This window comes from Candidatus Auribacterota bacterium, from assembly GCA_026392035.1.
GTDB lineage: Bacteria > Auribacterota > Tritonobacteria > UBA1439 > UBA1439 > JAPLCX01.
The window spans coordinates 14,269-38,605 of sequence record JAPLCX010000046.1 but is presented as its reverse complement, the minus strand read 5'-3'; the positions used below and the strand labels follow the sequence as shown (position 1 = coordinate 38,605).

The following is a 24,337-nucleotide window of genomic DNA, read 5'->3' as shown; positions in this document are numbered from 1 at the left end:
TCGATCTTTGGGACTGATTTCTTGGACAGCATTTTCTGAGACCTCAAAATGAACCAGGCGCAAAATCGTCCAAAACGCCGTTTTAGCCCTTATATTTGAGGGGGGTCCACCGAAAAGTCATTTATCTTGGACAGCAGTGATATAATACATAATCTTTTCCGCTGTGTAACAGATATATGTTTGAGCTGTTAGTAGTTGCCGCTCAATTCCGTCGTTATGAATAAAAATTATGAAAAATGATAATTCGAACACTTGGTTAAACGCAAAAGGCAATGGGCAGGTTGAATCATATACAAAATCCGCTGACGTAATGGTAGTCGAAAGAAAAAAGATAATTAAATTACTATGCGATTTGTTCTTTTACCACTTCCCTTCTCCTGTTAATCTTAAGGTATTAGATCTTGGCTGTGGCGACGGCATCATAACAGAACATCTGCATAATAAATATCCCAAAAATAATTTTTACCTCATGGATGGTTCTACCGCAATGCTCTTAAAAGCAAAAGAGCGTTTGAAAGACAAAGCAATTAAATTCATTGAAATGAGTTTCGAAGAATATATAGAAAAGAAAGCTGAAAACGATAAATATAACTTTGTTTTTTCTTCTATGGCTACCCACCATCTGCCTTTTGAAAGTAAAGGTAAATTATATTCAAAAATAAATATAGAACTCTGCAGAAACGGTTTATTTCTTAATTATGACGTGGTTTTACCGACTTCGGGGATATCAGAAAAAATCCAGTTTCAAATGTGGGTGGATTGGATGAATGAAGCGTTACAGAGAAATAATCTAGGCGATGAGGTTGGAAAATTTAATGGTTTACCAAATATCTATAAGTCAAAAGAAGAAAACAAACCAAGCGACTTATTTGATCAATTAAATTTATTAACCAAAGCGGGATTTAAAAACGCTGATTGTTTTTTTAAATATAGTATTTTTGCTTTGTTTGGCGGGACAAAATAATTCATAACAATTCGCTCGTTCCTCTTCCCCGAGGGAGATGAGGACTGGTTTCTCCACGCATAGTGAGGAGACAGACATGAGCCCACGCAAAAGAATTTTTCTGCTGGTTGCCATCATGGCAATTGTATCTCTGGTGGTCGAGTCCATAGGTTTCAGCATGCTTTACAGAATGTCGTTTAATGAACAAAAAGCGCGTCTTGTAGAGTCGGTCAAGAGCCAAGCCCGTTTGATTGAGGCAATTGCGCGATTTGATAACCACTACATGAAAGTCTATCCCAGGGGCGCACGGCAAGCGGTGCTGAGCCAGATAGTTGATGCGCATGATCATTATGAGGGTTTAAGCAAAACTGGAGAATTCACTCTTGCTCAGAAGGAAGGGGACATGATGGTCTATCTTCTGCGGCATCGTCATTATGACCTCAGGAACCCGAAACCTATCCCCTTTGACTCAAAGTTGGCAGAACCCATGAGGTTGGCATTGTCTGGCCGTTCGGGCACCGTCGTCGGCCTCGACTATCGAGGCGTGAGAGTGCTTGCGGCATACGAGCCGGTTAAGGAGCTGAACATGGGCATTGTCGCCAAGATCGATCTTGCCGAGATTCGCGCGCCCTTCACGAGAGCCGGTTTGGTGGGCGGATTGATCGGAGTGATTGCCATAGCTGTTGGAGCCGCACTTTTTATTAAGGTCACTGATCCTTTATTGGAAAAACTGAAGGGCACGGTCAATGAGCTACAAGACGCATTGGGTAGAGTAAAGCTGTTGAGCGGCTTGTTGCCAATATGTGCTTCCTGTAAAAAGATTCGTGACGTCAAAGGCCATTGGACCCAGATAGAATCCTATGTCAGAGACCATTCAGAGGCGCAATTTACTCATGGGGTATGTCCTGAGTGCGCCACAAAGCTTTACCCTGAACTGCATTCATCTGACAAAACGACATGACAACGGCGCAACGATGCGCTCCATCTGACGGCGATAGGCGTTGCTGAGCGTCTTATAAGTTTTGGAGGTGAACCGTGAATGCACTTGATAGAGAAGGTTTAAAGATAGTCGCTGGTTTGATGGCCGTTTCTGCGCGCACGGCTCCTAAAGCAGGTGGGGCGGATTGGATTAAAACAAAGCTCGCAACAACAAAAGAAAAAAGCGATATTTCAAGAAGGATGCAAGAAATAGGTGCGATGAAAGGAAGCGCCGTCTCTAAGACAGACAAGAAACGAGGAGAGGCGATCCGAATGGATTGGACGAGCGATGCAAAGTCTGTAAAATATTCCGGTCTTTTGTTTCTTATCGGAGTCCAAGGCCGAAAAGCGGTAGGTATAAATTGCGGAGGATGTGGTATTTTAACTTGTGCCGGAATGCGTAAGCAAAAGCCAGCTCTAATTGATAAATCAGATTTCGCTGGCCCTTTTTGTATGTTTAGAATCATGGATTTAAGCATTGCAGCAGGTTCGGCTGCTAAGACTGCCATGGATCACAATATTGACAATCGAATGATGCAGAAAGTGGGAGTCGCAGCGTTGATATTAGGATTATTAAAACCATGTGATCTCATAATAGGGATTCCTCTATCTGCAACAGGTAAGAATATTTTCTTTGACCGTCCAGAAAAGTTAGATGCATGGAGAATTATTAACCCTAAAAGGGATTAGGCAGGCAAGGGGTCAAGTCTTGAATTTTGACTTTTGGGCTTTCCTGCGCGGATGCGCGAGCGCACAAGCGTTCGCCCCTCCCCGCGTCCCGCTCAGCGGGATCACCGCTCAATTCCGTAGTTCGACAGAAGGTATGATGAAGAAAAAGACACTATTGAGCTGGAGTAGCGGCAAGGACAGCTCATGGGCGCTTCACCTGCTCCAACAAGACCCGAGGATTGAGCTTCTCGGCTTGTTTACCGTAATGAACCAGAAATACAATCGTGTGTCGATGCACGCCACTCGGTTGGAGATGCTTCAGCGTCAAGCCGAGGCAGTAGGTCTTCCGATCGAAACCATCAGTTTACCCGACCCATGCACAAACGAGCAATGCGACGACATCATGCGACGTTTCGTCACCGAGTCTGCCGGCAAGAGGATTGAGTGCATGGCATTCGGAGATCTGTTTCTTGAGGACGTCCGAAAGTATCGGGAGAATCAATTAAAAGGAACCGGAATTGATCCTCTTTTTCCGTTGTGGGGGATCCCCACGAGCGACCTGGCGGAGCAAATGCTGTCAGCAGGACTCGAAGCCTATGTCAGCAGTGTTGATCTCAAGAAACTGCCTTCGCGTTTTGCTGGGCAGAAGTGGTCAAGGGCCTTGATTGCGGAGTTCCCCAAGGATTGCGACCCGTGCGGAGAGAACGGGGAAATCCACACAGTCGTCGTGGGGGGGCCGATGTTTCGGAAAACTGTCCAGGTCAGCGTCGGCGATATTGTGACTCGGAATGGGTTTGCTTACGCTGACATCATTCCAATGAACTGAAAGGATCGTCGAACCAGAGGGTGCAGGCGACGCGAACAAGTCATTCGAGCGGGCGCTCCCTGCGGGGCTTCCGCCTTGCCGTTGCGGATGCGCGTCGCGCTCCTGCCTGCAGGCAGCGGGATCACCGCTCAATTCAGGCGTTAGAAACTGAAAAAGGAGAGAATCATGACAGGAAAGAAACTCTTTGCGTTTGCCATCGTGATGATGCTGGGCACGCATGGCTTTGCGGAGGACATGATCCCAAGTAAGATATTCGAAAAGGTCGAAACCACGTACGAGTCAATGCAGACCTACAAGGCACAAGGAACCATCACTTCGAATATCGACACTGGTGGAATGAAGATGAACATAGAGACTTCGTTTTCGATACTGCTCAAGAAGCCAAACTTCTACCTCATTTCCTGGACACAAAAGAACATGCCGATGCCAGGCATGGCTCAGTCCGGAGCAGTGTGGAGTGATGGGTCTCAACCATATCTCTACATGGGAGTGATGAATGCATATTCGAAGATGAGTAGTGACGAACTTGCCTTGGCCGGCGCAACAGGAATCTCCGGTGGCGCTGCGTTCACAATCCCGTCGCTCTTTTTGTCCGCATTCAAGGAGTGCCCTACTCTGTTCTCAAGACTGAAAGACCCCAAGATAGCAAAGGTGGAGAAAATCGGAGAAGAAGACTGCTATGTTATCAGCGGAGCATCAACGATATCAAAGAAGGAAACATTCTGGATTTCTAAGTCCACGCATCTCATCCTGAAGCATCTCCGTTCTCTTGAGCCTCCCGAAGGAGGTATGGCAATGCCCGAATTGACTGATCAGGAACTTGAAGAAGCGATCAAGGGTATGGGGCAAGAAGTCACAATAGAGAACAAGCAAAGGATGAGAGAGACCATGAATAGATCAAGGGACGTCCGCAAGACAACCAAGATGAAAGGCTCTTCAACCGAGGTTCATGTGGACATCTCATCTCCCGATATGAGTAAGAAGGATTTTCGGTTTGCTGTGCCTGAGGGCACGGTTCTCAAGGAGTCCTTGTTTGGTGGAGTTTTGGGCGGTAGCGGGGAGATTTCCAACAAGAGCATGAACCCCAACAAGCGATAGCCGCGCGTTGCGCGTCCATTGCGTGCGGGTTATGCTCATCGTTAGCTGCGTTCCGAACTTGCGCCCTGCTTTGCTGCGATTGCGGCAGTCTGTTCTGCAAGAGGTCGAAAGGAGTCCCGGATGAGGAAAAGAACGTTTCCCTTGTCTCAGGTCTATCGGCTGCTCGAACCCGGGCCGGTAGTGATGGTCGCGACGGCCCGCGAGGGGCGGGCGAACATTATGACCATGTCGTGGCATACGATGATGGAGTTCGAGCCGCCGATCGTGGGCTGCGTGATCAGTAACCGGAACCATACGTTCGGCATCCTGAAAGCGACCAGGGAATGCGTTATCAACATCCCGACAGTGGAGCTGGCGGCGAAGGCGGTGGGCTGCGGCAACACCTCCGGGAAGCGCGTCGACAAATTTAGGGCTTGCTGCCTTACCCCCGAGCCCGCCTCCCTCGTCGCAGCGCCGCTCATCGGTGAGTGCTATGCGAATCTTGAATGCAAGGTCGTGGATGCGCGGATGGTAACGAAGTACAACTTTTTCATCCTCAAGGTAGTCAAGGCATGGATCGACCCCTTGAGGAAAGCCCCGCAGACGATTCATCATCTCGGGAGAGGCGCGTTCATGGTTGCGGGCAGGACGATCAAGTTGGCCTCGAAGATGAAATAGCGCGGACCCGAAGCATCAGGGTCACACCATGACTATTGACTGCGGAACCTGGGAGGGAGAAGTCAAAGGGGTCAAGTCTTGATTTTTAACTTTAGCCTTTTTCGGCACGGATGCGTGACTTGTCGGCTCGTTCCATTCCCACGCCCCGCTCAGAAGGCTTGCCGTTTAATTACCAAGTTGGCTAAAAATGAATTGACAATAGGCCATAATCTAGCTATAGTATAGCCAAAATGAATTACCGTGTCACGTTTGCCCCCGAAGCCGGAGACGATTATGACGACCTGCCAGCATTTTTGAAAGCGGAAGTACGGGATGCCATCAAGCAGCATCTCCGATTCCGCCCGACTCGGGAGAGCAAAAGCAGGATCAAGCGGTTAAGGGGATTGGACAGGCCACAATATAGACTTCGAGTCGGTGAGGTTCGGGTGTTTTATGACGTGATAGATGGCGAGGTCATTGTGCTCGGGATAATAGAAAAGTCGAATTCAGCTATCTGGTTGAAGAAATGGAGTGAATGAAATGAAAACTGTAGCGCTCGCCGAAGTAAAGGATCAACTCTCTAAGTATCTTGATAAAGCATCGCATGAGCAGATCGTGATCACCAAGCATGGGAAGCCAGCGGGCGTACTCATTGGATTCAAGAGCGAGGATGATTGGTTTGAGTTTAAGTTGGTGAATGATCCCCGTTTTTTGAAACGAATTGAGCACGCTCGTGCCAGTGTTCGTGCGGGTCACGGTATTTCTTGGGATCAGATTAAAAAAGGAACGGCGAACTATAAGGCGCACCGTACGCGAAAACCGCGTCGTTTCGAGGGGAAGGGGTCAAGTCTTGATTTTCCACTTTAGCCTTTTCCGGGGCGGATGCTGTAATGCTCCTGCATTCGCTCCCTTCCCGCGTCCCGCCCAACGGGATTGCCGCTCTATTCCATTGCGTTAGGGCGTTTCTCCTTCTGTCGGATCTCCTTCTTTATTGAGCGATAGATTCATGCTACACTTTTAATGTGAAACCAAAGAGGTGGTATTGCTCCGGCACGTTCCCTTCACCGTCCCGCGGGGAGCCCAGGGGGAATGGGCGTTTGTCATCGCCATCATCGATCCGACAACGGGATAATTCATCGCCTCTCCCGAAATCGCCTGCGGTCAGTATTTCTTGGTTGAGTAAAAAGTCCCCAGACGTATTAGATACCATGCTTGATTCAAAGATGTTATAGGAAAATTATTCCACCTTTGCGGCCCGCGTACGCATCTGACTGGTAGGGATATTTAATCTATAACATTTTAGCCGCCTCCATGATTCGTAATACGTCTGCATTTTTGGTAGTATCATGGACGTGCAGATCAGAGAAGTTATTACTCTGAAGGATTTAAAATCCTTCATCCGCTTTCCCTACATGCTGTACCGCGGCAACTCAAATTGGGTTCCTCCTCTCTTTGGGAATGAATACCATACTCTGCGCCAGGATAAGAATCCCGCTTTTGAAAATTGCGAGGCAAAGTACTGGCTGGCGTACAGGCAGGGCCGCATTGTCGGCCGTATCGCGGGCATAATTAACCGGCTGCATATAGAAAAATGGAAGCAGCACTATATGCGATTTGGCTGGATCGATTTTATTGATGATGCGGGCGTGTCGGAAGCCCTATTCAAGACAGTTGAGTCATGGGCGAGAGAGACTGGCATGACCGCGGTGCATGGACCTCTGGGTTTCACTGACTTGGACCCTGAGGGTATGCTTGTAGAAGGGTTCGACGAGCTTGGCACGATGGCCACAATTTATAATTATCCCTATTACGCAACACATATGGAGAAAATGGGATATATAAAAGACGTCGACTGGATAGAATATGAGCTTCTGGTCCCACCCGAACCCAACGAGACAATTTCCAGTATCGCTGATACTGTCATCCGACGATATAAACTGAAAACACTGGAGGTGCGAAACAAAAAAGAGTTGCTGCCGTATGCTAAAGAAATCTTTCAGATACTTGATGATGAATATCGACATCTGTACGCTTTTGTGACGTTGACGAAAAGACAGGTTGATGCGTACATTAAACAATATTTCGGATTAATTAACCCCGACTTCGTACCGGTTGTACTTGACAAGAACAACCGTATGGTTGCATTTGGCATTAGCATCCCATCGTTGTCGAGGGGGCTGCAAAAGGCAAAGGGGAAACTCTTTCCGTTGGGATTTATTCATCTTTTGAAAGCACTCAGGAAAAATGACCGAGTGGATTTGTATTTGATGGCAGTGAGGTCGGAATATCATGGCAGGGGCGTGAATGCGATATTAATCCACAAGATGCATGGGGTGTATAGCAAATTCGGTATTAGCAAGGTCGAATCCAACCCTGAACTCGAGACAAACAGGCACGTCCAAGAGCAATGGAAGCACTTTGAAAGAAGACAGCATAAGAGGAGAAGGTGTTTTATTAAACATCTCAGTTCGTAGAATAATCGAATAGAGATAGAGCAACCTGCTCGTCAGAAACTGGGCGTTTGGGGTGACCTAAATAGATGACCTTAGCGGTCAGGCCGGGGCATCTCTGGATTATCGTCGCGGTATGAGGGAATGCTCTACAAGAACCCCGCACTTCCTCCGGGTGTGGCGGAAAACTACACCGTTATTGTGGCACTCATCCCCACAGGGAAATCACCCAGTGTGGCAAATGTGATCCACGGGTGTATTGACCAGGAAACGTTCACTATGCGTTGAAGTGTGATCTTTATGTGCGGGGTATGATATCTGACCTGAAATAAGCCATAGTATGGCCACAACGAAATGGAAATACATTAAGATCGTCTTATCTCTCGTATATTCATCAATTTTAACGGGGATATTCTTCAGATACTTCTATTGTGAAAAAATATCTCCCTGGACTGCCCTCATGGTTCCGCTGATTTTATTTGCTCCTGTCTTGTTGAATAGAATGAGCACCGCGGATTCCTTGGCGATCAACGTTTCCGCTATTCTGGGGTTTGCGATCGGATTTATTTATGTTGCTATTATACAAAACAATAATATTTGGCCAATTGCATTGGCAATCTGGATTTTTTTATCGTTACCTGCTTTTGCTGTTCTCAATCTGGTGTCAAGGGTAAGCAGAAGAATCAGGAAAGCATAACAAACCGCTCAAGCTGCCTCCGAAAAGTTGTGCATTTCTGAGTCAGCTTAGATCTACGTTGGGCATTACAGGAGGCATAATGTACCGGCCTATTTTGGTTGTCTCTCTTCTTGTCTTTTTATTTTTGGGTTGTGCACACATACAAGAGCCGCGCATCAATCATTTCACCGGACTCAGAAATGATTCAAGACCAAAAATTAAAGATCCAGCTGTTGCTATTATCGCTGCGCCTGTTTGCCTGGTTCCAGATCTTGTTTCCAACTATGTAGTTAGCTTATATCCCGGCAATCTTTTGCCAATCCAGTATATGTTATGGCCCATTTCCGGCCTTATTTGGGGCATACAAGACGCACTTTTGGGCTATCCGTTTTGGAGTCCTTCTGCACTATATGAGTGAAAACAAAATGCCCATCAAGGCGCTGCAGTGGAGCCTCAGAGGTTTCTCCCCTTCGGCCCGCTGAGCTTGGACGTTGCTCCTACCGCGGCGCGTGTCAAGAAGGCGCAGGCGGGAGGCCTTGATGACGATTGCCCCCGAGTCATTCTCTGCCCTCCCGCTCACCACGAACGGGCCCGGTGTGTTAAGGAGATGTCCGTAGCGCTGGTAGCAGCGGGGGAAGAGGACAACCTCGAAGAGGTTGGTCATGTCCTCCATCGTGATGAACCTCATGTACTCTCCCTTCGATGTCCTCACGCGCTTCATGCAGACGAGCCAGCCGAGGAGCTCGACGCGCCCCCCCGCGTGCTGCGCCAGTTCGTCCGCCCGGATGTATACGAGACGGCGAACCGGCCCTCCTTCGCTGAAGCTACGGCGGGCACGCGAGTCGGCGAGTCGGCGAGTTGGAGCATTCGCAAAACCACTAGGGCCGATATCCTTCGCGAACAATGCGAGCGGGTGGCACGTTACGTACACACCGAGTGTCTTGTGTTCGAGGGCGCGCTTCATCTCCTCGTCGTAATCGGGGATGCGGGGAATGATAGTGTGGGCAGGGGGGAAGGGCAGTGGCGGCGAATCGGCGAACCGGCGAACCGGCGAACTGCGGCGGAGGAGGTGGAGCTTGCAGAGCAGTTCCGGGCGGGAAAACTCATACGCGTCGAAGGCGCCGCACGCGATGAGATTCTCGGCTTCGCGCCTATCCGGTTTTACACGCTCATAAAACTCCGTGAGCGAGGTGAAAAACCCGTCCCTGCGCCTGGAGGCGATGAGGCGTTCCAGCGTCTCTCGCCTGAGCTCGCCGACCTGCATCAACCCCACTCTGATCAATCCGGGACTCGCACTGTACGCGATCTCGCTGCGGTTAATGTCGGGAGGCAGGATTTTAAGACCGAGCCTCCGCGCCTCGTCAAGGTATGCCTGCGTGTGGTAGAACCCCCCGCCATTCGAGAGGACGGCGGCCATGAACTCGGCCGGCCAGTGGGCCTTGAGAAAGGCTACCTGGAAGGAGAGGAGGGCGAATGAGGCGCTGTGCGCCTTGCAGAAGGCATACTCGGCGAAGCTCTCTATCTGGCGCCATGTCTCTGCGGCGGTTTTTGCTGCGATCCCGCGCGCCCGGGCGGCCTCCGCGAATTTTTCCTTCAGGCCGGCCATGGTTTGCTGCGAACGCATTTTCCCGCTCATCGCCCTCCTGAGGAGATCGGCCTCCGCGAGCGTCATGCCGGCGACGAGATGGGCGACGCGCATCACGTCCTCCTGGTAGATCATCACGCCGTGTGTTTCGGCGAGGATCTCCTCCATGGCGGGGTGGAGGAACGTGACTTTCTCGCGCCCGCGGTGGCGTTCGATGTACTGCCGCATCATCCCGCTCTCGGCCACCCCGGGGCGAATGACGGAGCTCGCCGCGAAGAGGGCGCGCATCTCTTCTCCGCTCCGGAGATATGCGTCTCGCGGCGCGAGCTCGCCGGGAGGGATCGTTGCGACCGTCGAGCGTGTCCTGATCGCTGTGAGCACCTTGTGTAGTTCGTAGCCATCGGGGGTGCTGAAGAGCACTGGGACTGTGGCGACCGGGGGTACGCTGAATCGCGCGGCCAGGCGTGCGAGCCTCGCGATCGCTGCGGCGCCCGCGGTGGCAGGAATCTCAAGATACAGATTGGGCGTGATGCGCAAGGCATGACGCAGCCGCAGGAGGGGATCGGCGTGGAGTAGGATGTAGAGGTCGGGATCTCCTTCGGCGAGTAATATGCGGAGGAGAGGCGTGAACGCACTGTCCGTGCCGGCTGATTTTGGGATTCCGGTCCCATCGGGTAATTTCTTGCCTGTCAGATGGAATGAAGTTATCAGTCGGCAGAGTTTCCCATACCCGGCGCTGTTACGGGCGAGGAAGACTATCCTGGTGCCGTTCGTGCGGAGCTCCGTCCCGAGAATCGGTTTGATACGGGCGCCCCGGGCAACCTTGTAGAAGGGGACCGCGCCGTAGAGGCCGTTTGTGTCGGTGAGCGCGAGCGCGCTCATCCCGAGCGCCCCGGCGCGCGCGACCAGCTCATCGACGCGGCTCGCCCCCTCGAGGAACGAGTAATTACTGTGGCAGTGGAGGTGCGTGAACACGGGAAGACCCCAACTTCAAAATCAAAACCTCAAAATAACCTCAAAATTCCAACCTCGAACCTCAGAACGATCCCAGAATCCTATAACCCTTAATGCACATGTAACAACATCCGCACTATTTTGGATTTAGGATTTTGAGATTGGATCTTGTTTGGGATTTTTGATTTTGAAGTTTGAAGTTACCTTTTTGTTTTGTCATTTGAATTTTGTCATTTGTCATTCTGTATTTATCGGTTTCCCTCGCACGATCAACCTTGTCCCCGTTGTTATCGCTCCATCGCCGTATTTCTCCTTGATGCGATCTACGCCCGCATAGAGGCGTTTGAATCTTCCCCTGTCGCCGCCGCCGGGAAGGAGAGAGGGTTGCCAGCCGCTCCCGACGAAGTTGGAGAGGGAGACGCCGATGAGCCTGATCCTCAGGCGGCGCGTCCATGTCTTTCTGAAAAGACGCGTGGCGACCGCGAAGACCTCCCTGTCGAGGTCGGTCGGTTCGTCGAGGGTGAACGAGCGCGTGACGGTGGAGAAATCAGCGTAGCGGAGCTTGAGCGAGACGATCCTCGCCTGTTTCCCCGCCCTGCGGAGCGCCTGGCACGCCGCCTCCACCAGGAATGACAGTTCAGCCAGTATACGCTCACGATCCAGGAGGTCTTCGGGGAAGGTTATCTCGCGGCTCACGGATTTCTGCCCGGCGCGGGAAGTGACCGGCTCGTCATCCTCTCCGCTCGCCGCCCTGGAGAGCCAGGATCCGGACGTACCGAACGTACACCACAGGAGCCGTTCGCCGATTGCCCTGAGATCGCCGATTGTGTTCACCCCCATGAGCCCGAGCTGCTCCGCCGTGCGCGGGCCCACGCCGGGGATGGAGCGGACGGGGAGCGGCGCGAGAAAGTCCCGTTCGTTGCCGGGCAGGACGTAGAGAACGCCGTTCGGTTTGGCATGCGCCGAGGCGATCCTGGCGACGAGCTTGTTCGACGCGATGCCGATGGAGGAGGGAAGGGAGAGATTTCCCCTGATTTCGGCGTGTATCCGGTCGGCGGTCACGAGGGGGGGGCCGTAGAGCCAGCGGAAGCCGCTCATGTCGAGGAACGCCTCTTCAAGAGATATCGGCTCCACATCCGGGGTGAAATGTTCCAGTAGCCCGAAGAGCTTCGTGGAAACGTCCGCATAGTCGTCAAAATGACACGGGAGGAAGACGCAGCGGGGGCAGAGCCTCTTCGCTTGGGCGAGGGGCATGGCGGAACGGATCCCGTGGCGGCGCGCCTCGTAGGAGGCGGAGGCGACCACTCCCCGGCGAGTGGGTTCTCCGCCCACCACCACCGGTTTGCCTTTGAGCCACGGGCGGCGTAGCAGCTCGACCGATACGAAGAATGCATCCATGTCCAGGTGGAAGATGATGCGGCTCATAGGGACAATACCAAATGACAAAACCAACGTGGATCTTGTCATTTGTGCTTTGTCATTTGTCATTTTGCTGTTCAGCGGTATTTCCTCAGTACCGCGATCACCACACCCTGTATCGTCACGTCTCCCGGGTCCACGACAATCGGTTCCAGCGCGGGGTTCGCAGGCACAAGTTTTATCTGCCCGTTCTCCCTGTAGAACTTCTTGAGCGTGGCCTCCTCATTGCGCAGGAGGGCGACGACCGTTTCCCCGTCTCTCGCGGTGCGCCTCTTTTCGACGACGATGTAATCCCCGTCGCGGATCTGCTCGTCGATCATCGAATCTCCCTTGACCCGCAGCATGTAGGTATTTCCCTTCCCTGCGAACTCCTCGGGGACGGTCATCGTCTCCCGGTGGGAGAGCGCCTCGATCGGCTCCCCGGCGGCAACCAGACCGAGGAGTGGGAGTTCAACCCCGGCGGTCTTTATCCCCTCTGCCGGGATAAGCTCGATGGAACGGCTGCGGTTCCAGCTTCGATTGATGACCCCCTTTTTCTCCAGGTTGACCAGGTGCTTGTGCACCGTGGCGAGAGAGGAGAGGCCGAACCTCCGGCCGATCTCCTCGATGCTCGGGGCATAACCACGCTCAGAGATGAAATTAGAGATGTAATCCAATATTTGCCGCTGGCGCTTCGTAAAATACACGCAATCCCCCTTTGCCGGGAATGACAAATGACAAAGCACAAATGACAAATGCTAAAATGTTTTGTCATTTGACATTTGTCATTTCTTCTATTATCTGGTGATAGTATAGGCGAAGATAAAGCGAAAGTCAACAGGAAAAAATATAGGGGACCGAAGGCCCCTTCTCCAGATCTTCAGTAGAACGCTCTACACCTGTGGATAACTTCCGTCTAGATTTTGAGCAGTTTTGCCAGAGCCCCTGCCGCAAAGCCGCGCTTGAGCCTGATTGCCCGGGAGGGACAGATTTCATTGCAGCAGTAACAGAGGATGCACGCGCGGTCATTGATCCGGATACGGCCTCTCTCGAGGCTGAGCGCCTTGGGCCGGGCGGGGCAGACCTCGACGCAGGCGCCGCAGCGCGTGCAGACGTTGTGGAGGAAGCGGGGCTTCAGGACGATCCAATTTTTAACGCGTCTCGCGATTGGTTCTGGAATGGGGAGCAACCTGCCAGGCTCGGCGCCATGCGGAATGGAGCGGAAACCGGCCACGCGCATGCCCACCAGTTCTTTACCGATTATTTCAATCCGATCCTCTTCGGCGTTCCCGAGGCCGCGCTCCGCTCCGATGCGGATCATGGGGATGCTCAGCGGATCTATACCGACAATGCGGCATAGCGTGCTGTCCACGGCTACGGGATCTACTCCGGCGACTATGAGACCGATGGGGAAGGGCTCGCCGGAATTCGGCCCGTTGCCGTCCATTCCCATGATGGCGTCAACGACGTGGAGCTTCACCGGGACAGAGCGGCAGATGTCCACGAGCATCCGCGAGAAACGCTGGTTGTCGGGAAAGCGAAAGTGCATCTCGGCCTTTTTCAGGCCCGGGACGACCCCGAAAAGATTTTTGATTGCGCCCGTGATATAGGTAAGACCGTGCGTCTTGAACTTCGAGACGGAGATGATCGCATCGGCCCGGGCCACCTCACGCGCCACCACTAACCTTTTCAAAAGACAGCCCTCTGCGGTAACGATCTCTTCCTCTCTCTCGAATGGGACAAGGAGCGCACCGGCTCTCCTGGCTGCCTCACCGATGCCCGAGACTTCCGCCACCCTCGAGAATTTATAGAAGCCGGGACTGTCACCTACGGAAGGAGTTCCGCCGGCGGACCTGACGAGTTCAACGACGGCCTCGATGAGAGAGGGGTGCGTGGTGACCGCCCTCCCTGGAGGGTGGGGAGAGAGCATATTTGGCTTGATGAGGACGGACTGGCCGGTCCCGACGAACTGAGACACGCCACCCAGGAGGTCTATGGCCGTTTTTAACGCTGCCTTCACAGGCTCCAGGTTATAGGAGCTGCATCTCACCATGGAGATTCTGGATTTGGCGTTTGGCGCCATCTTTTTACCTCTCGGGTCATGGGCTGGAAAGTCACACCGGCATATTCCGTGTATCTTAACACAAAAGAGAACGGGCCCAATCGCCAAAAATGTCGCGCGATTTGGCAAAGACTGACTGATGTGCGGGGATGGGGCAACATCCCATGAGAATTTTCGCATGAGAGGAGAAAGTCCAATGGCGAACTATCTCAATTGCATGGAACTAGTTACGTTGCCACAAACCCGGAATGCCTTGCACGACGGGCTGTGACACGGTAGAATGGTGCCGTGTTTTGCTTCTGTGGCTGCAGCCCATTGCACAGGATATACAGGAGGAGAGATAAAAAAATTGATATAGTGGGCGATGGCGGTAATGGCACTCATGACATCGGGATGCTTTACAAAACGGCCTACATAGTACGGGGATTATATAGAAGGGCAGCATGAGGGAGAGGATTCCGAGCAAGCGGAGGCACCGCATGCGCAATCGCCATGACGTCCGTTATGGCGGGGCGCTCGAGGGGAAACCTTTTGAACTCTCCTTTGTAGCCGTCAGGGTCGCACGTCGACCGATCTGCTGGTGAGGAGGCAGCACATAGCGATGAAACATGGATTTTCAGTAGTTGAAGCAGTCGTGGAAATTCAGAAGGGGAGTCGCAACAAGTACGAGTACGACCACTCGACCGGCGCAATCAGGCTCGACAGGGTGCTCTTCTCATCTGTCCATTACCCCACTGACTACGGGTTCATCCCGGGGACGCGAGCGGCGGACGGGGACACGCTTGATATCCTGATCTTTGTGGAGGAGCCGACATTCCCCGGCTGCCGCGTGAGGGTCAGGCCCATCGGCGTCCTGCTGATGCGGGACGAACACGGGGTAGATGAGAAGCTTCTCGGCGTCCCGGTCGCCGACCCGCGCTTCGACGGCATCAACGACATCGCCGACGTCCAGAAGCACTGGCTGGCGGAGATAGAGAATTTCTTCGGGACATACAAGCTGCTCGAGCACAAAGACACGAGCATTGAAGGTTGGAAGGGAGCGGAGGCTGCCTTAGAGATATTAAAGAAGTATTCATTAAGGTCTGGCCAGTAGCGCCGTCTTCGGCTGGGGTCCCCGTTGCCCCTGCTGCTGCTGGCGGCAGCGGAGCGGGGGACGTCTTTTTCTTAAAAAGGGAATCACACGCTGATGCCACAGCTTTTTTTCAAAGAGGGTGCCACCCAGGGCCTCTATCACGATATCGGACCGGGCACGATCACCATCGGGAGGAGCCGGGCATGCACCATCGAGTTGAGCGACCGCGGTGTATCACGGGAGCACGCATCCATCCACCTGGGGCCGGACGGGAAAGCCGCCCTCGAGGACATGGGGAGCAAGAACGGCACATTCCTGAACGGGAATCGCGTAGAAAAGGCCATCCTCAAGGAGGGGGATGAAATCAAGATAGGCCAGACCCTCCTCATCTACCACCTTGAGCAGAAAGGAGCATCGGTAAAGTCGGCCCAATGCCCCGCGGACGATAAAAACGTGAAATCAACCGTGCGTTCTGTGCTGAGCGCCGACGCGATGAGAAAAATTGATTCCGAGGATGCCAGCGGCGATCTCGCGCTCCTGAGGAAGGCTCACAAGCACCTCGCCATTGTGTACAGGGTCGGCCGCGCTATCTCGGCGACGCTCAATCTGAGCGAGCTCCTGAACGCGATCATGAAGATTATTTTCGAGGTCATCGGCCCGGATGAAGCGTTCATCATGTTGCGGGATGATGCGAAGGGCGAGCTCAAGCTTCGCCTCTTTCGCTCCAAGGGCTCCACGGGAAAGGAAGGGGCCGTCGCGGTGAGCCGTACGATCCTGAAGAGGGTGGTGGAAGAGCGCGTTGCGGTCCTCAGCGCCGACGCCTCCACCGACAGCAGATTCAGCTCAGCCCAGAGCGTCCTCCGGTACCACATGATGTCCACCATGTGCGTTCCGCTCATGAGGGAGGATGTGGTGCTGGGGGTGCTGCACGTGGCCAACCGTAGCTCCTCCGGCGAGTTCCATGAGGAAGACCTCCAGCTCCTCTCCGGGATCGCGAACCAGGCGGCACTGGCCATCGAGAATGCGAAGCTGTACCACAACATCCAGGTCGAGGTGAGGCGCCGGAACAACCTCCAGCGTTTCCTCTCGCCGGCGGCAGTGGACCAGATCATTGACGGCACCCGCGAACTCAACCTGGGGGGGGAGATCAGAGAGGTGACGGTGCTCTTCTCCGACATCCGCGACTTCACCAAACTCTCCGAGGACCTGCCGCCCAACGAAGTCGTCGGGATGCTGAACGAGTATTTCAATGAGATGAGCCGCATCATATTCAAGTACGAAGGGACGATTGATAAGTTCATCGGCGATGCCATCATCGTTGTCTTCGGCGCAGCCCTGCAGCATCCCGATGATCCGCTCCGCGCGGTCCGGACGGCCGTCGAGATGCAATCATCCATGAGAACTCTCAACACCCGCTGGGAGGGCCAGGGGACGAAGACCTTCCAGATCGGGATCGGAGTCACCACGGGGGATGTGCTCTACGGCAATGTGGGGTCCGAGCAGCGAATGGAGCTCACGGTCATCGGGGACACGGTCAATTTCGCCTCCCGGCTCGCCGACATCGCCGCCGGAGGAGAAGTGCTCGTGAGCGAATGCACATGGAATTGCCTGGACGGCGGCATCGCCGGAGAAAAAACAGCCCCGATGCAGATCCATGGGAAGGCAGAACCAGTTGAGGTTTACAGGGTGCGGCTGCCATAACTGACAAAGGGAATTCAAACATGCCAAAATCACCGAAGAAACCGAAGATCGAGCGCCTCGGTCATTACGAGATCGTTGAGGAGATAGGCCGCGGCGGGATGGCGGTTGTCTACAAGGGGATTCAGCCATCGCTCAACCGGACCGTCGCCATCAAGGTGCTCCCGGCGAGCTTCGCGCAGGACGAGGAGTTCATCGCGCGGTTTGACCGTGAGGCGGAAACCATCGCCCATCTCAGCCACCCGAACATCATCCAGATCATCGACCGGGGGAGGGAGGAAGGCATCTGCTATTTTGTGATGGAGTATGTGGATGGCTTGAATCTCGACGAGTTCCTTAAGAAGAAGTCGCTCACCTTCCGCCAGACACTTGAGATCGCGCTCCAGATCTGCCGCGCCCTCGCGTACGCCCACTCAAAGGCCGTGGTGCACCGTGACCTCAAGCCCTCGAATATCCTCATTGCCGGCGATACGCTTGCGGTGAAGGTCGCCGACTTCGGGCTGGTTCAGCTCGCCCAGGCGGCGGGTGAACTCTCGACCCTCACCCAGGCCAATATCGCGATGGGGACGCTCGAGTACATGGCCCCCGAGCAGAGGAAGGACGCCCGGAACGTGGATTTGCGGGCTGATATTTTCTCGTTCGGGATCATCCTCTACGAGATGTTCACCGGCCAGCTCCCCGTGGGGCACTTCAAGCGCCCGAGTGAGATCAACACCGAGATCCCGTATGCATTGGATGAGATCATTCTCCGCTGTCTCAAGCCCACTCCCGACGAGCGGTACCAGTCGGCGAGCCAGGTGACTCAGGCGCTCGGCGACCTCGTCCGCGAGAATCCGGGCATGCTCGACAAGATAGTGCGCACCGTAAAGACAGCCAGGGAGCGTGCGTCGACAGCGATCCGGAAAAGGCCGCAGCGGTTCATCGTCGCCGGAGGAGCGGTTGTGCTGGCGTGCCTCCTCTTGTTCGTCGTGCGTCATTGCGGCGGCGGGGGTACGGGTGCGCCTTCTCGGAAACCGGAAGGACCTCCTCTCGCCCCGGCGCCAGTCGTTGCGGCGGAAACTGCCACTCCTTCTCCTCAGCCGGTGATCCCCACGAGCACTCCGGTTCCCGCGAAGAAGATTCCTGCCCCGACGGTCGCCGAGGCATCGCCCAGGCCCTCTTTAAAGCAACCGCCCACGCCCGCACAGAAACCGATTCCCTCTGGCGGAGCTGAAGCGGATTTCAAGAAAGCGGAGACGTACGCGGCCGCGGATATGAAATCGACCAACCTGCGGCAATTTGCCGTCATGTCCATGCGGTCAGTCGTCGAAAACTACAAGGGGAGCGCGCCGCAGTGGGCGGAGAAGGCCCAACTCAAGATCGGTCAGATCTATGAGCAGGGGGGTGAGATAAATCTCGCCCTCTCGGAGTACGCGCGCCTGCTCCAGCTCTTCCCCTCCGGCTCGCTCCGCCCGGATGCCCAGTTCCGGATTGCCGAATGTCTGAAACCATCGGGGTTCCTGAGCGGTCTCGATTTTAGCAGAAAGGAGAAGGCATCAAAGGCGATAGAGGAGTACCGGAAGGTGTATAAGGAATATCCCTCTAGCCCGAATGCGCCACAGGCCCTCTTTGAGATGGGGCTCCTCCAGCAGGAGGAGAACACCCCGGAGGATTTTGAGGCGGCGATCTCGTCGTTTGAGGCGATCGCACGCGACTATCCGACGAGCGACAAGGCCCCCCATGCGATGCTCAAGGTCGCTCAGCTCTGCACAGACAAGAAGATACGCAACTATGAGAAAGCGCTCGAGACATATGAGCAGATTCTCAAGCGCTACCCCGATCACGAGGAGGAGTTCCACATACTTCTCAATATCGCCGCGGTAAAAGAGTCGAAACTCAAGGATCTCAATGCGGCCATTGAGGGCTACCGCCGTGTTATCCGGGAAAAGCCCGGGACAAAGGACGCCCTGGAGGCCAACCGGAGGCTGGAGAGCCTCCTCCAGATGGGGCAGCCCGCGCGGTGACGTCAGCATGATGGTGGTGCCCCTGGCATGACTTTTGACGCACATCGCGAAGAAGGCATCGAGGGGTCCGTGACGGTTGGCCGGAGGTGAAAGACGTTGCTGAGGACGGTGCTGACGTAATATACTGTCACGATAATTCAAGAGGCCCCCCACGAGAGTGATGTCGGAGGCGTATCTCCAGGGCGGGGGGGATTGGAGGCATGGACGAGGTGGCGTAGGATGAACAGACAATTGTTGTGCGTTTTTGGCGCGGTGGTTATTTGTGTTTCGAGCAGTTTCGCGGGCACGGTGTCCCTCCAGGATGTGAATAACTTTCCGGAATTGTATGTGGGCGCGCCCATCGAGGTTGAGCAGGTGAGGCTCGATGGGAAGATGAAAAAGGACATGGGATTTTACTGCCTGGGGATAGGGGCCGGCGGCGTTGCGAGGGAGAGGAAGATGCGGGATAGAGAGGGATATGCCGCCCCCTTTCTCAGCATGGAGCGTGTCACCTTTGTTGCTGACTCTAACCTTGCCCAGAAACTGCTGAACGAGACGGACGAGGCGAAGACGTATCAGGTAAAAATTCACTGCACGATTGAGAGAGTACAGGAGGTGGGGAACGTCTACTGGATCGCCAGGGTTTCCCAGATTGATTTTTGCGCCCCAGATGGCGCGACCACCAAGACGGTGCGCGCTGAAGCGGTTGGCGAGCGTGACGCGAAAGGCGCGGAGAGCACGAAAAAGCCATCCGAGTGAGATCCACGGGAAAACATGAGAAAAATAGCATTGTATCTGCTGCTCCTCATCTCCCTCCTCCTCCCGTCCGGCTGCGCTGAATTGAAGACAACCGCTCAGACCATGAATACAATGCTGATCGAGCTCTTTCGCCTCCCGGTCTATCTGATGAAGATACCGTTCCAGCTCATGCAGAGCCTCGGCCCCATGCTAAAGGCGGGGATGAGCACCGCGGCCAACATGGCTCCGCTCCTGATGTTCATAGAAAGGCAGGTGCCACACGATGCGTTCTACGCCGATGCGTCGTTCCCTGATGAACTCGAGAGGAGCGTGGAGAAGTCGCTCACGAGGGAGGTCGCGCTTCCCCTCCTCCCATTGCTCGGCCGGGAGACGCTGGCCTGCGCCCCCGGGCGCTTCATCCTGGTGGATGCCAGGCTGATGGGGTGTCCGCGCGCGAGGAGGGCCTTGCTCGGGTCTCTGGGCAGGGACGGGACACAGGTGCAGTGTGTCGCCGTTGACGCCAGCGATATTTTCTCTCAGCGCGAACGCTTCCTTCAGATCTGCAGGCGGATGCGCGCGCGCGGGGATTCCCTTTTTGCGCTCACCGCGTTCAACGACGAGCTCGAGGCGCTCACCGGCACGGCGTCCGGGGATCTCCCTCCCGACCCGGAGGATCGCCGATTTATCCTGCGCTGGAAGCGGCTCATGGAAGAGATGGATGCTGATGCTCGTCGCAAGGGATAGGGACGGCGGGAGGACGATCGGCTATCGCGCGCGCAGGGGGGAACGCTATTTCTGCCCCGCCTGTGGAGCGGATGTCCTCCCGCGCAAGGGCTCGATCCGGGTCCACCACTTCGCGCACGTCGCGGAGTCAGGCTGTCCCTATTCGCGCGGCGAAACTGCACTCCACCTCGAGATGAAGCACTTTTTCCACGACTACTACTCGCGCTCTCCCTGCGTCAAGAGAGTCGAAGTCGAGTGGCCGGTAGACGGCCTTGTGGCGGACGTGTATCTCGATGAGAAGAGCGGCGCGCGTGTGGCGATTGAGTGCCAGGTGAGCGGCATTGATGTGCGGGAGTTGATGAAGCGGACGGTGGGCTTCAGCCGGCAGGGCATCCATCTGCTCTGGATTCTCGCCGGGCGCCCTGATCTTGACGCGGTGATCAGCCGACTGAAAAATTCGAGGACTGCCTCTCTCCCGCACCGCGCGAATGAGATTGAGAAGCGGCTCCAGCAGCTTTACTACGGCCGTTTTTACTACTTCTTCAATGGCACAGTCCACCCGCTCCACATGGAAGCGGCGGAGCGGTGGGTGAACGGGAGTTGCGAGGGATGCCCGCGTCAGATCGGCTGTACGCCCGAGGCGAGGGCAGCGTGCGAGATCTACAGGCCGGGCTTCATGGCCCTGATGAATAATACACGGCAGGTGACGATGGGGATGCTCCGCGGGTACAGGCCGCTGTGCATCGAGCGCAGGGGAGGCCTCAGGCTGGCCCGGTTCATGGATAAAAGGTGGTGGAGCACTTCAGTGAAGAGTGGGGAGTGAAGAGTGAAAAGAGACACCAGAAAAAGAGTAGTATCAATGGCGGGGTTGTGCGTGGCGATCCTCTTCACCAATGCATGCTGTTTCGGGAGCGAGGTCAGGGAGGAGCGGCTCGACAACGGACTCCGTGTCCTCTTCAGCCGCGTGGAGGGCATGCCGCTCGTCTCGGTGTGGAGCTGGGTGCACGCGGGGTCGGCGAACGAGTGCCCCGGGATCACGGGCGCCGCGCACTGGTGCGAACACATGAATTTCAAAGGGACGGAACGGTACAGCCGCGAAGAGATGAAAAATCTTCTGGAGCGGGAAGGGGGGGCGTGGAACGGCTACACCTGGCTCGACCAGACGGCGTATTACGAGACCCTCCCCAGCAGCGCCCTGGACCTCGCCCTCGATATAGAAGCCCAGCGCATGGCCTCGAGCCTCTTTCGCCCCGGGGAAGTTGAATCGGAACGCTCGGTGATAATCTCGGAGCTCCAGATGGGTGAGAATGACCCCGAGAACCTCCTTGATATCGAGACGACTGCGGCGGCGTTCAAGGCGCACCCCTACCGCTGGCCAACCATCGGATGGCAGAGCGATGTGGAGGGGATGGGCCGGGAAGACCTCTACCGGTTCTACCGGCGCTACTATAATCCATGCAACGTTACTATCGTCGTGGTGGGCGATTTTGATGAGCAGGAAGCGCTCCGGAAGATCAGAGATAAATTCGGCGAAATCCCCGGGGGGCCGGCAGTCGCGCGCCTGCGCACACGGGAACCGGAACAGCTCGGCGAGCGCCGCGTGAAGATCTCACGGGGAGGGGAAACCGCCTACCTCCAGCTCCTGTACCACACGCCCACCATCGACAGCGAGGATTTCTTCCCCCTGCTCGCGCTCGACACCATGCTCGGAGGAGCTGAGAGCATCAATCTCTACGGCGTTGACTGGCGGGGACAGGCCTCCAGGAGCTCGCGTCTCTATCGTGGCCTTGTGGAAACGAAACTCGCAGCGAAGGCCGGGTCAATTTACCTGCCGACGAAGTATCCGTATGCCTTGTGCGTGTATGCCACCGCTGCGGCCGGGGTCGGACTCGAGAAACTCGAGGATGCCGTGGTAAAGATAATCGACGGGGTGAAAGAGGGGGCGGTCACCGAAGAGGAGTTCCAGAAGGTGCGCAACCAGCTCCGGTCCCGCTTTGTCTATGATACCGAGAGCGTCACCGGGCAAGCTCACCTGCTGGGTTTTTTTGACACACTGGATAATTATACATTCGCCCGGTCCTTCATCTCAAGGATAGGGGAGGTGAAGAGGGATGCGATTATCTCGGTGGCGAAGAAATATCTCTCAGAGAAGAACAGAACGGTGGGCTGGTATCTTCCGGAGGCGGGGCCCGCGCGCGGTCATGGCCGGGCGGTCAACGTGAGCAACCAGGGGAAGGTCGCGGGGTATCGCGAGGGCGGCGCCTCACCCGATCGCACAATTCTTGCCGAGCGGAAGAGGATGAGCTTCGTCCCCTCGTGGCTCAAGAAAGAGGGCCGCGCGGAACCGTCGACGCCGCAGGGCGGGGAGGAAAAACAGAAGAGGAGCGAGGCCGCCCCCCGCACGCGCGGGACTCCACGGATAGCGCTGAATGCGACACGGAAGATTTTCCAGAACGGCCTCACGCTCATCGTGAGAGAAAATAACAGCTCGCCCTCACTCGTCGCGTACGTGGACATCGCCGCGGGGAGCGCGTATGATCCATCGGGCGCGCCGGGGCTGGCGAATTTCACCGCCCGCATGCTCGAGCGCGGCAGCACCGGGATGAGCGGGGCGCTCATCGCCGAGACGCTCGACTCATCCGGGACCGAGCTCCATATCAGCTGCGAGCGCGACCGGGTGGCGCTCGTCGCCCGCATGCTCAGGGAAAAGCTGCCGCTGGTTATGGAGGTGCTGGCCCAGATGCTCGAGGAGCCCGTCTTCCCCGAGGGAGAGATGGACAAGCTCAGGGTGCAGATTGTCACGGCCCTCGAGGAGGCTTCTCACGACACCCAGCAGGTGGCCGTGGACAGAGCGTATGAGTGCATCTACCCATTCGGACACCCCTACCGGCACAAGGTTGAAGGCGATGTCAAGAGCATCCGTTCGGTGCGCCGTGAAGACATTGCCCAATTCTTCACGACACACTATGGCCCCCGCGCGGTGACCATTGTGCTGTCTGGAGACGTCACGACGAGAGGAGCGGAAGAGCTCGCAGAGAAGTTCTTCGGCGCATGGAAGATCGATCAGCCGTTCAAAAATCCCACCGTGCTCACCCCGCCGCTCACCCTGGAGACGAAGTGGGAGAAGGTGAACATTCCTGATAAAACACAGGTGGATATCGCCGCCGGCTTCAGGGGAATCTCGCGCGATAACCCCGATTATTACGCGCTGCATGTGATGAACACGATCCTCGGCCGCTTCGGGATGGGCGGGAGACTGGGCCGCACCATCAGGGAGGATGAGGGGCTCGCGTACTATGTCATGAGCGCATTTATACCCTACCGTTACGTGGGGCCGTTTCTGGTGAGGGCCGGCGTCAACCCTAAGAATGTCGATAAGGCGGTGAGGGAAATACGGAATGGCGTGCTCAAGATGCGAGATGAGGGCGTCAGCTCTCGAGAGCTCCAGGAGAGCAAGGACTTTATCGTCAAGAGCCTGCCGAGGCAGCTGGAGACGAACGGCGCCGTTGCGGCGGCGCTCGCGGATATTCAATTCTACAACCTCGGTCTGGACTACTTCGAGCGGTATCCGGACCTTATCAAGGCCGTGAGTGCCAGGGATGTCCTCCGCGTCGCGCGCGAGTATCTCCACCCGGACAGTCTGTCCATCATTCTCGCAGGCCCGGTGAAGTAACGCCCCCCGCAGCTTACTAAGGAGAGTAATTGGTCAGTTTTGCAGGGGTAACGGTAAATGATGTTCGCCACGGATTTTCACGGATAACCACACGGATGGCCGCAGATGAAGCTTTCTTTTCATCTGTGAATATCCGTCATAATCCGTCCCGCTTAGCGGGATCCGTGGCCCCCTCT

The 24,337-nt window shown here is 55.3% G+C and carries 22 protein-coding genes; 18 read left to right on the top strand and 4 right to left on the bottom strand.

Features of this window, described 5'->3' with window-relative positions; all coding sequences use genetic code 11:
* Positions 1–229 precede the first annotated feature (229 nt).
* From NTX71_04450 to NTX71_04405, 10 genes are all read left to right on the top strand, one after another.
* Complete coding sequence (locus tag NTX71_04450) at positions 230–964, top strand: class I SAM-dependent methyltransferase (protein ID MCX6339152.1); 735 nt, start codon at positions 230–232, stop codon at positions 962–964.
* 76 nt (positions 965–1,040) lie between these two features.
* A complete protein-coding gene (locus NTX71_04445; GenBank protein MCX6339151.1) occupies positions 1,041–1,904 on the top strand; it encodes a hypothetical protein in 864 nt (287 codons plus the stop codon).
* A 74-nt stretch (positions 1,905–1,978) separates the two neighbouring features.
* A complete protein-coding gene (locus NTX71_04440) occupies positions 1,979–2,611 on the top strand; it encodes a DUF2148 domain-containing protein (protein MCX6339150.1) in 633 nt (210 codons plus the stop codon).
* Between the two features lie 133 nt (positions 2,612–2,744).
* Positions 2,745–3,416 (top strand): ATP-binding protein, encoded by a 672-nt coding sequence (locus NTX71_04435; GenBank protein MCX6339149.1) that lies wholly within the window; start codon positions 2,745–2,747, stop codon positions 3,414–3,416.
* A 165-nt stretch (positions 3,417–3,581) separates the two neighbouring features.
* Positions 3,582–4,514 carry a DUF2092 domain-containing protein gene (locus NTX71_04430; protein MCX6339148.1) on the top strand — a complete coding sequence of 311 codons (933 nt, stop codon included), beginning with the start codon at positions 3,582–3,584 and terminating at the stop codon, positions 4,512–4,514.
* Between the two features lie 120 nt (positions 4,515–4,634).
* Positions 4,635–5,171, top strand: coding sequence for a flavin reductase family protein (locus NTX71_04425; protein MCX6339147.1), 537 nt, complete (start codon positions 4,635–4,637; stop codon positions 5,169–5,171).
* Positions 5,172–5,401: 230 nt separating this feature from the next.
* On the top strand, positions 5,402–5,689 hold the full coding sequence (locus NTX71_04420) for a type II toxin-antitoxin system RelE/ParE family toxin (protein ID MCX6339146.1): 288 nt from the start codon (positions 5,402–5,404) through the stop codon (positions 5,687–5,689).
* 1 nt (position 5,690) lies between these two features.
* Positions 5,691–6,017 carry a type II toxin-antitoxin system Phd/YefM family antitoxin gene (locus NTX71_04415; protein ID MCX6339145.1) on the top strand — a complete coding sequence of 109 codons (327 nt, stop codon included), beginning with the start codon at positions 5,691–5,693 and terminating at the stop codon, positions 6,015–6,017.
* Between the two features lie 479 nt (positions 6,018–6,496).
* Positions 6,497–7,624 carry a hypothetical protein gene (locus NTX71_04410; GenBank protein ID MCX6339144.1) on the top strand — a complete coding sequence of 376 codons (1,128 nt, stop codon included), beginning with the start codon at positions 6,497–6,499 and terminating at the stop codon, positions 7,622–7,624.
* Between the two features lie 752 nt (positions 7,625–8,376).
* On the top strand, positions 8,377–8,694 hold the full coding sequence (locus tag NTX71_04405) for a hypothetical protein (protein ID MCX6339143.1): 318 nt from the start codon (positions 8,377–8,379) through the stop codon (positions 8,692–8,694).
* Here NTX71_04405 and NTX71_04400 read toward each other — a convergent pair.
* From NTX71_04400 to NTX71_04385, 4 genes are all read right to left on the bottom strand, one after another.
* A complete protein-coding gene (locus NTX71_04400) occupies positions 8,683–10,836 on the bottom strand; it encodes a PHP domain-containing protein (protein MCX6339142.1) in 2,154 nt (717 codons plus the stop codon). The two genes, NTX71_04405 and NTX71_04400, sit on opposite strands and share 12 nt — an antisense overlap.
* A 216-nt stretch (positions 10,837–11,052) precedes the next feature.
* Complete coding sequence (gene dinB / locus NTX71_04395; GenBank protein MCX6339141.1) at positions 11,053–12,240, bottom strand: DNA polymerase IV; 1,188 nt, start codon at positions 12,238–12,240, stop codon at positions 11,053–11,055.
* 71 nt (positions 12,241–12,311) lie between these two features.
* Positions 12,312–12,920, bottom strand: a complete 609-nt coding sequence (gene lexA, locus NTX71_04390; protein MCX6339140.1) for a transcriptional repressor LexA — start codon at positions 12,918–12,920, stop codon at positions 12,312–12,314.
* A 209-nt stretch (positions 12,921–13,129) separates the two neighbouring features.
* Positions 13,130–14,296, bottom strand: a complete 1,167-nt coding sequence (locus tag NTX71_04385; protein ID MCX6339139.1) for a DUF362 domain-containing protein — start codon at positions 14,294–14,296, stop codon at positions 13,130–13,132.
* A gap of 422 nt (positions 14,297–14,718) precedes the next feature.
* On the opposite strand from NTX71_04385, the gene NTX71_04380 reads away from it, so the two are divergent.
* From NTX71_04380 to NTX71_04345, 8 genes are all read left to right on the top strand, one after another.
* Positions 14,719–14,859, top strand: coding sequence for a hypothetical protein (locus tag NTX71_04380; protein ID MCX6339138.1), 141 nt, complete (start codon positions 14,719–14,721; stop codon positions 14,857–14,859).
* A gap of 17 nt (positions 14,860–14,876) precedes the next feature.
* Positions 14,877–15,368, top strand: a complete 492-nt coding sequence (locus tag NTX71_04375; protein ID MCX6339137.1) for an inorganic diphosphatase — start codon at positions 14,877–14,879, stop codon at positions 15,366–15,368.
* 93 nt (positions 15,369–15,461) lie between these two features.
* Positions 15,462–17,048: an FHA domain-containing protein gene (locus tag NTX71_04370; protein ID MCX6339136.1), complete on the top strand. Its 1,587-nt coding sequence runs from the start codon at positions 15,462–15,464 to the stop codon at positions 17,046–17,048.
* A gap of 20 nt (positions 17,049–17,068) precedes the next feature.
* Positions 17,069–19,048, top strand: a complete 1,980-nt coding sequence (locus tag NTX71_04365) for a protein kinase (GenBank protein MCX6339135.1) — start codon at positions 17,069–17,071, stop codon at positions 19,046–19,048.
* 219 nt (positions 19,049–19,267) lie between these two features.
* Positions 19,268–19,786, top strand: a complete 519-nt coding sequence (locus NTX71_04360; GenBank protein MCX6339134.1) for a hypothetical protein — start codon at positions 19,268–19,270, stop codon at positions 19,784–19,786.
* Between the two features lie 15 nt (positions 19,787–19,801).
* Positions 19,802–20,509: a hypothetical protein gene (locus NTX71_04355; GenBank protein ID MCX6339133.1), complete on the top strand. Its 708-nt coding sequence runs from the start codon at positions 19,802–19,804 to the stop codon at positions 20,507–20,509.
* The gene (locus NTX71_04350) at positions 20,490–21,311 is read left to right on the top strand and encodes a competence protein CoiA family protein (GenBank protein ID MCX6339132.1); all 822 of its coding nucleotides are present in this window, start codon (positions 20,490–20,492) and stop codon (positions 21,309–21,311) included. The genes NTX71_04355 and NTX71_04350 overlap by 20 nt, the downstream gene beginning before the upstream one ends.
* A 3-nt stretch (positions 21,312–21,314) precedes the next feature.
* Positions 21,315–24,161 carry a pitrilysin family protein gene (locus tag NTX71_04345; GenBank protein MCX6339131.1) on the top strand — a complete coding sequence of 949 codons (2,847 nt, stop codon included), beginning with the start codon at positions 21,315–21,317 and terminating at the stop codon, positions 24,159–24,161.
* The last annotated feature ends 176 nt before the right edge of the window (positions 24,162–24,337 follow it).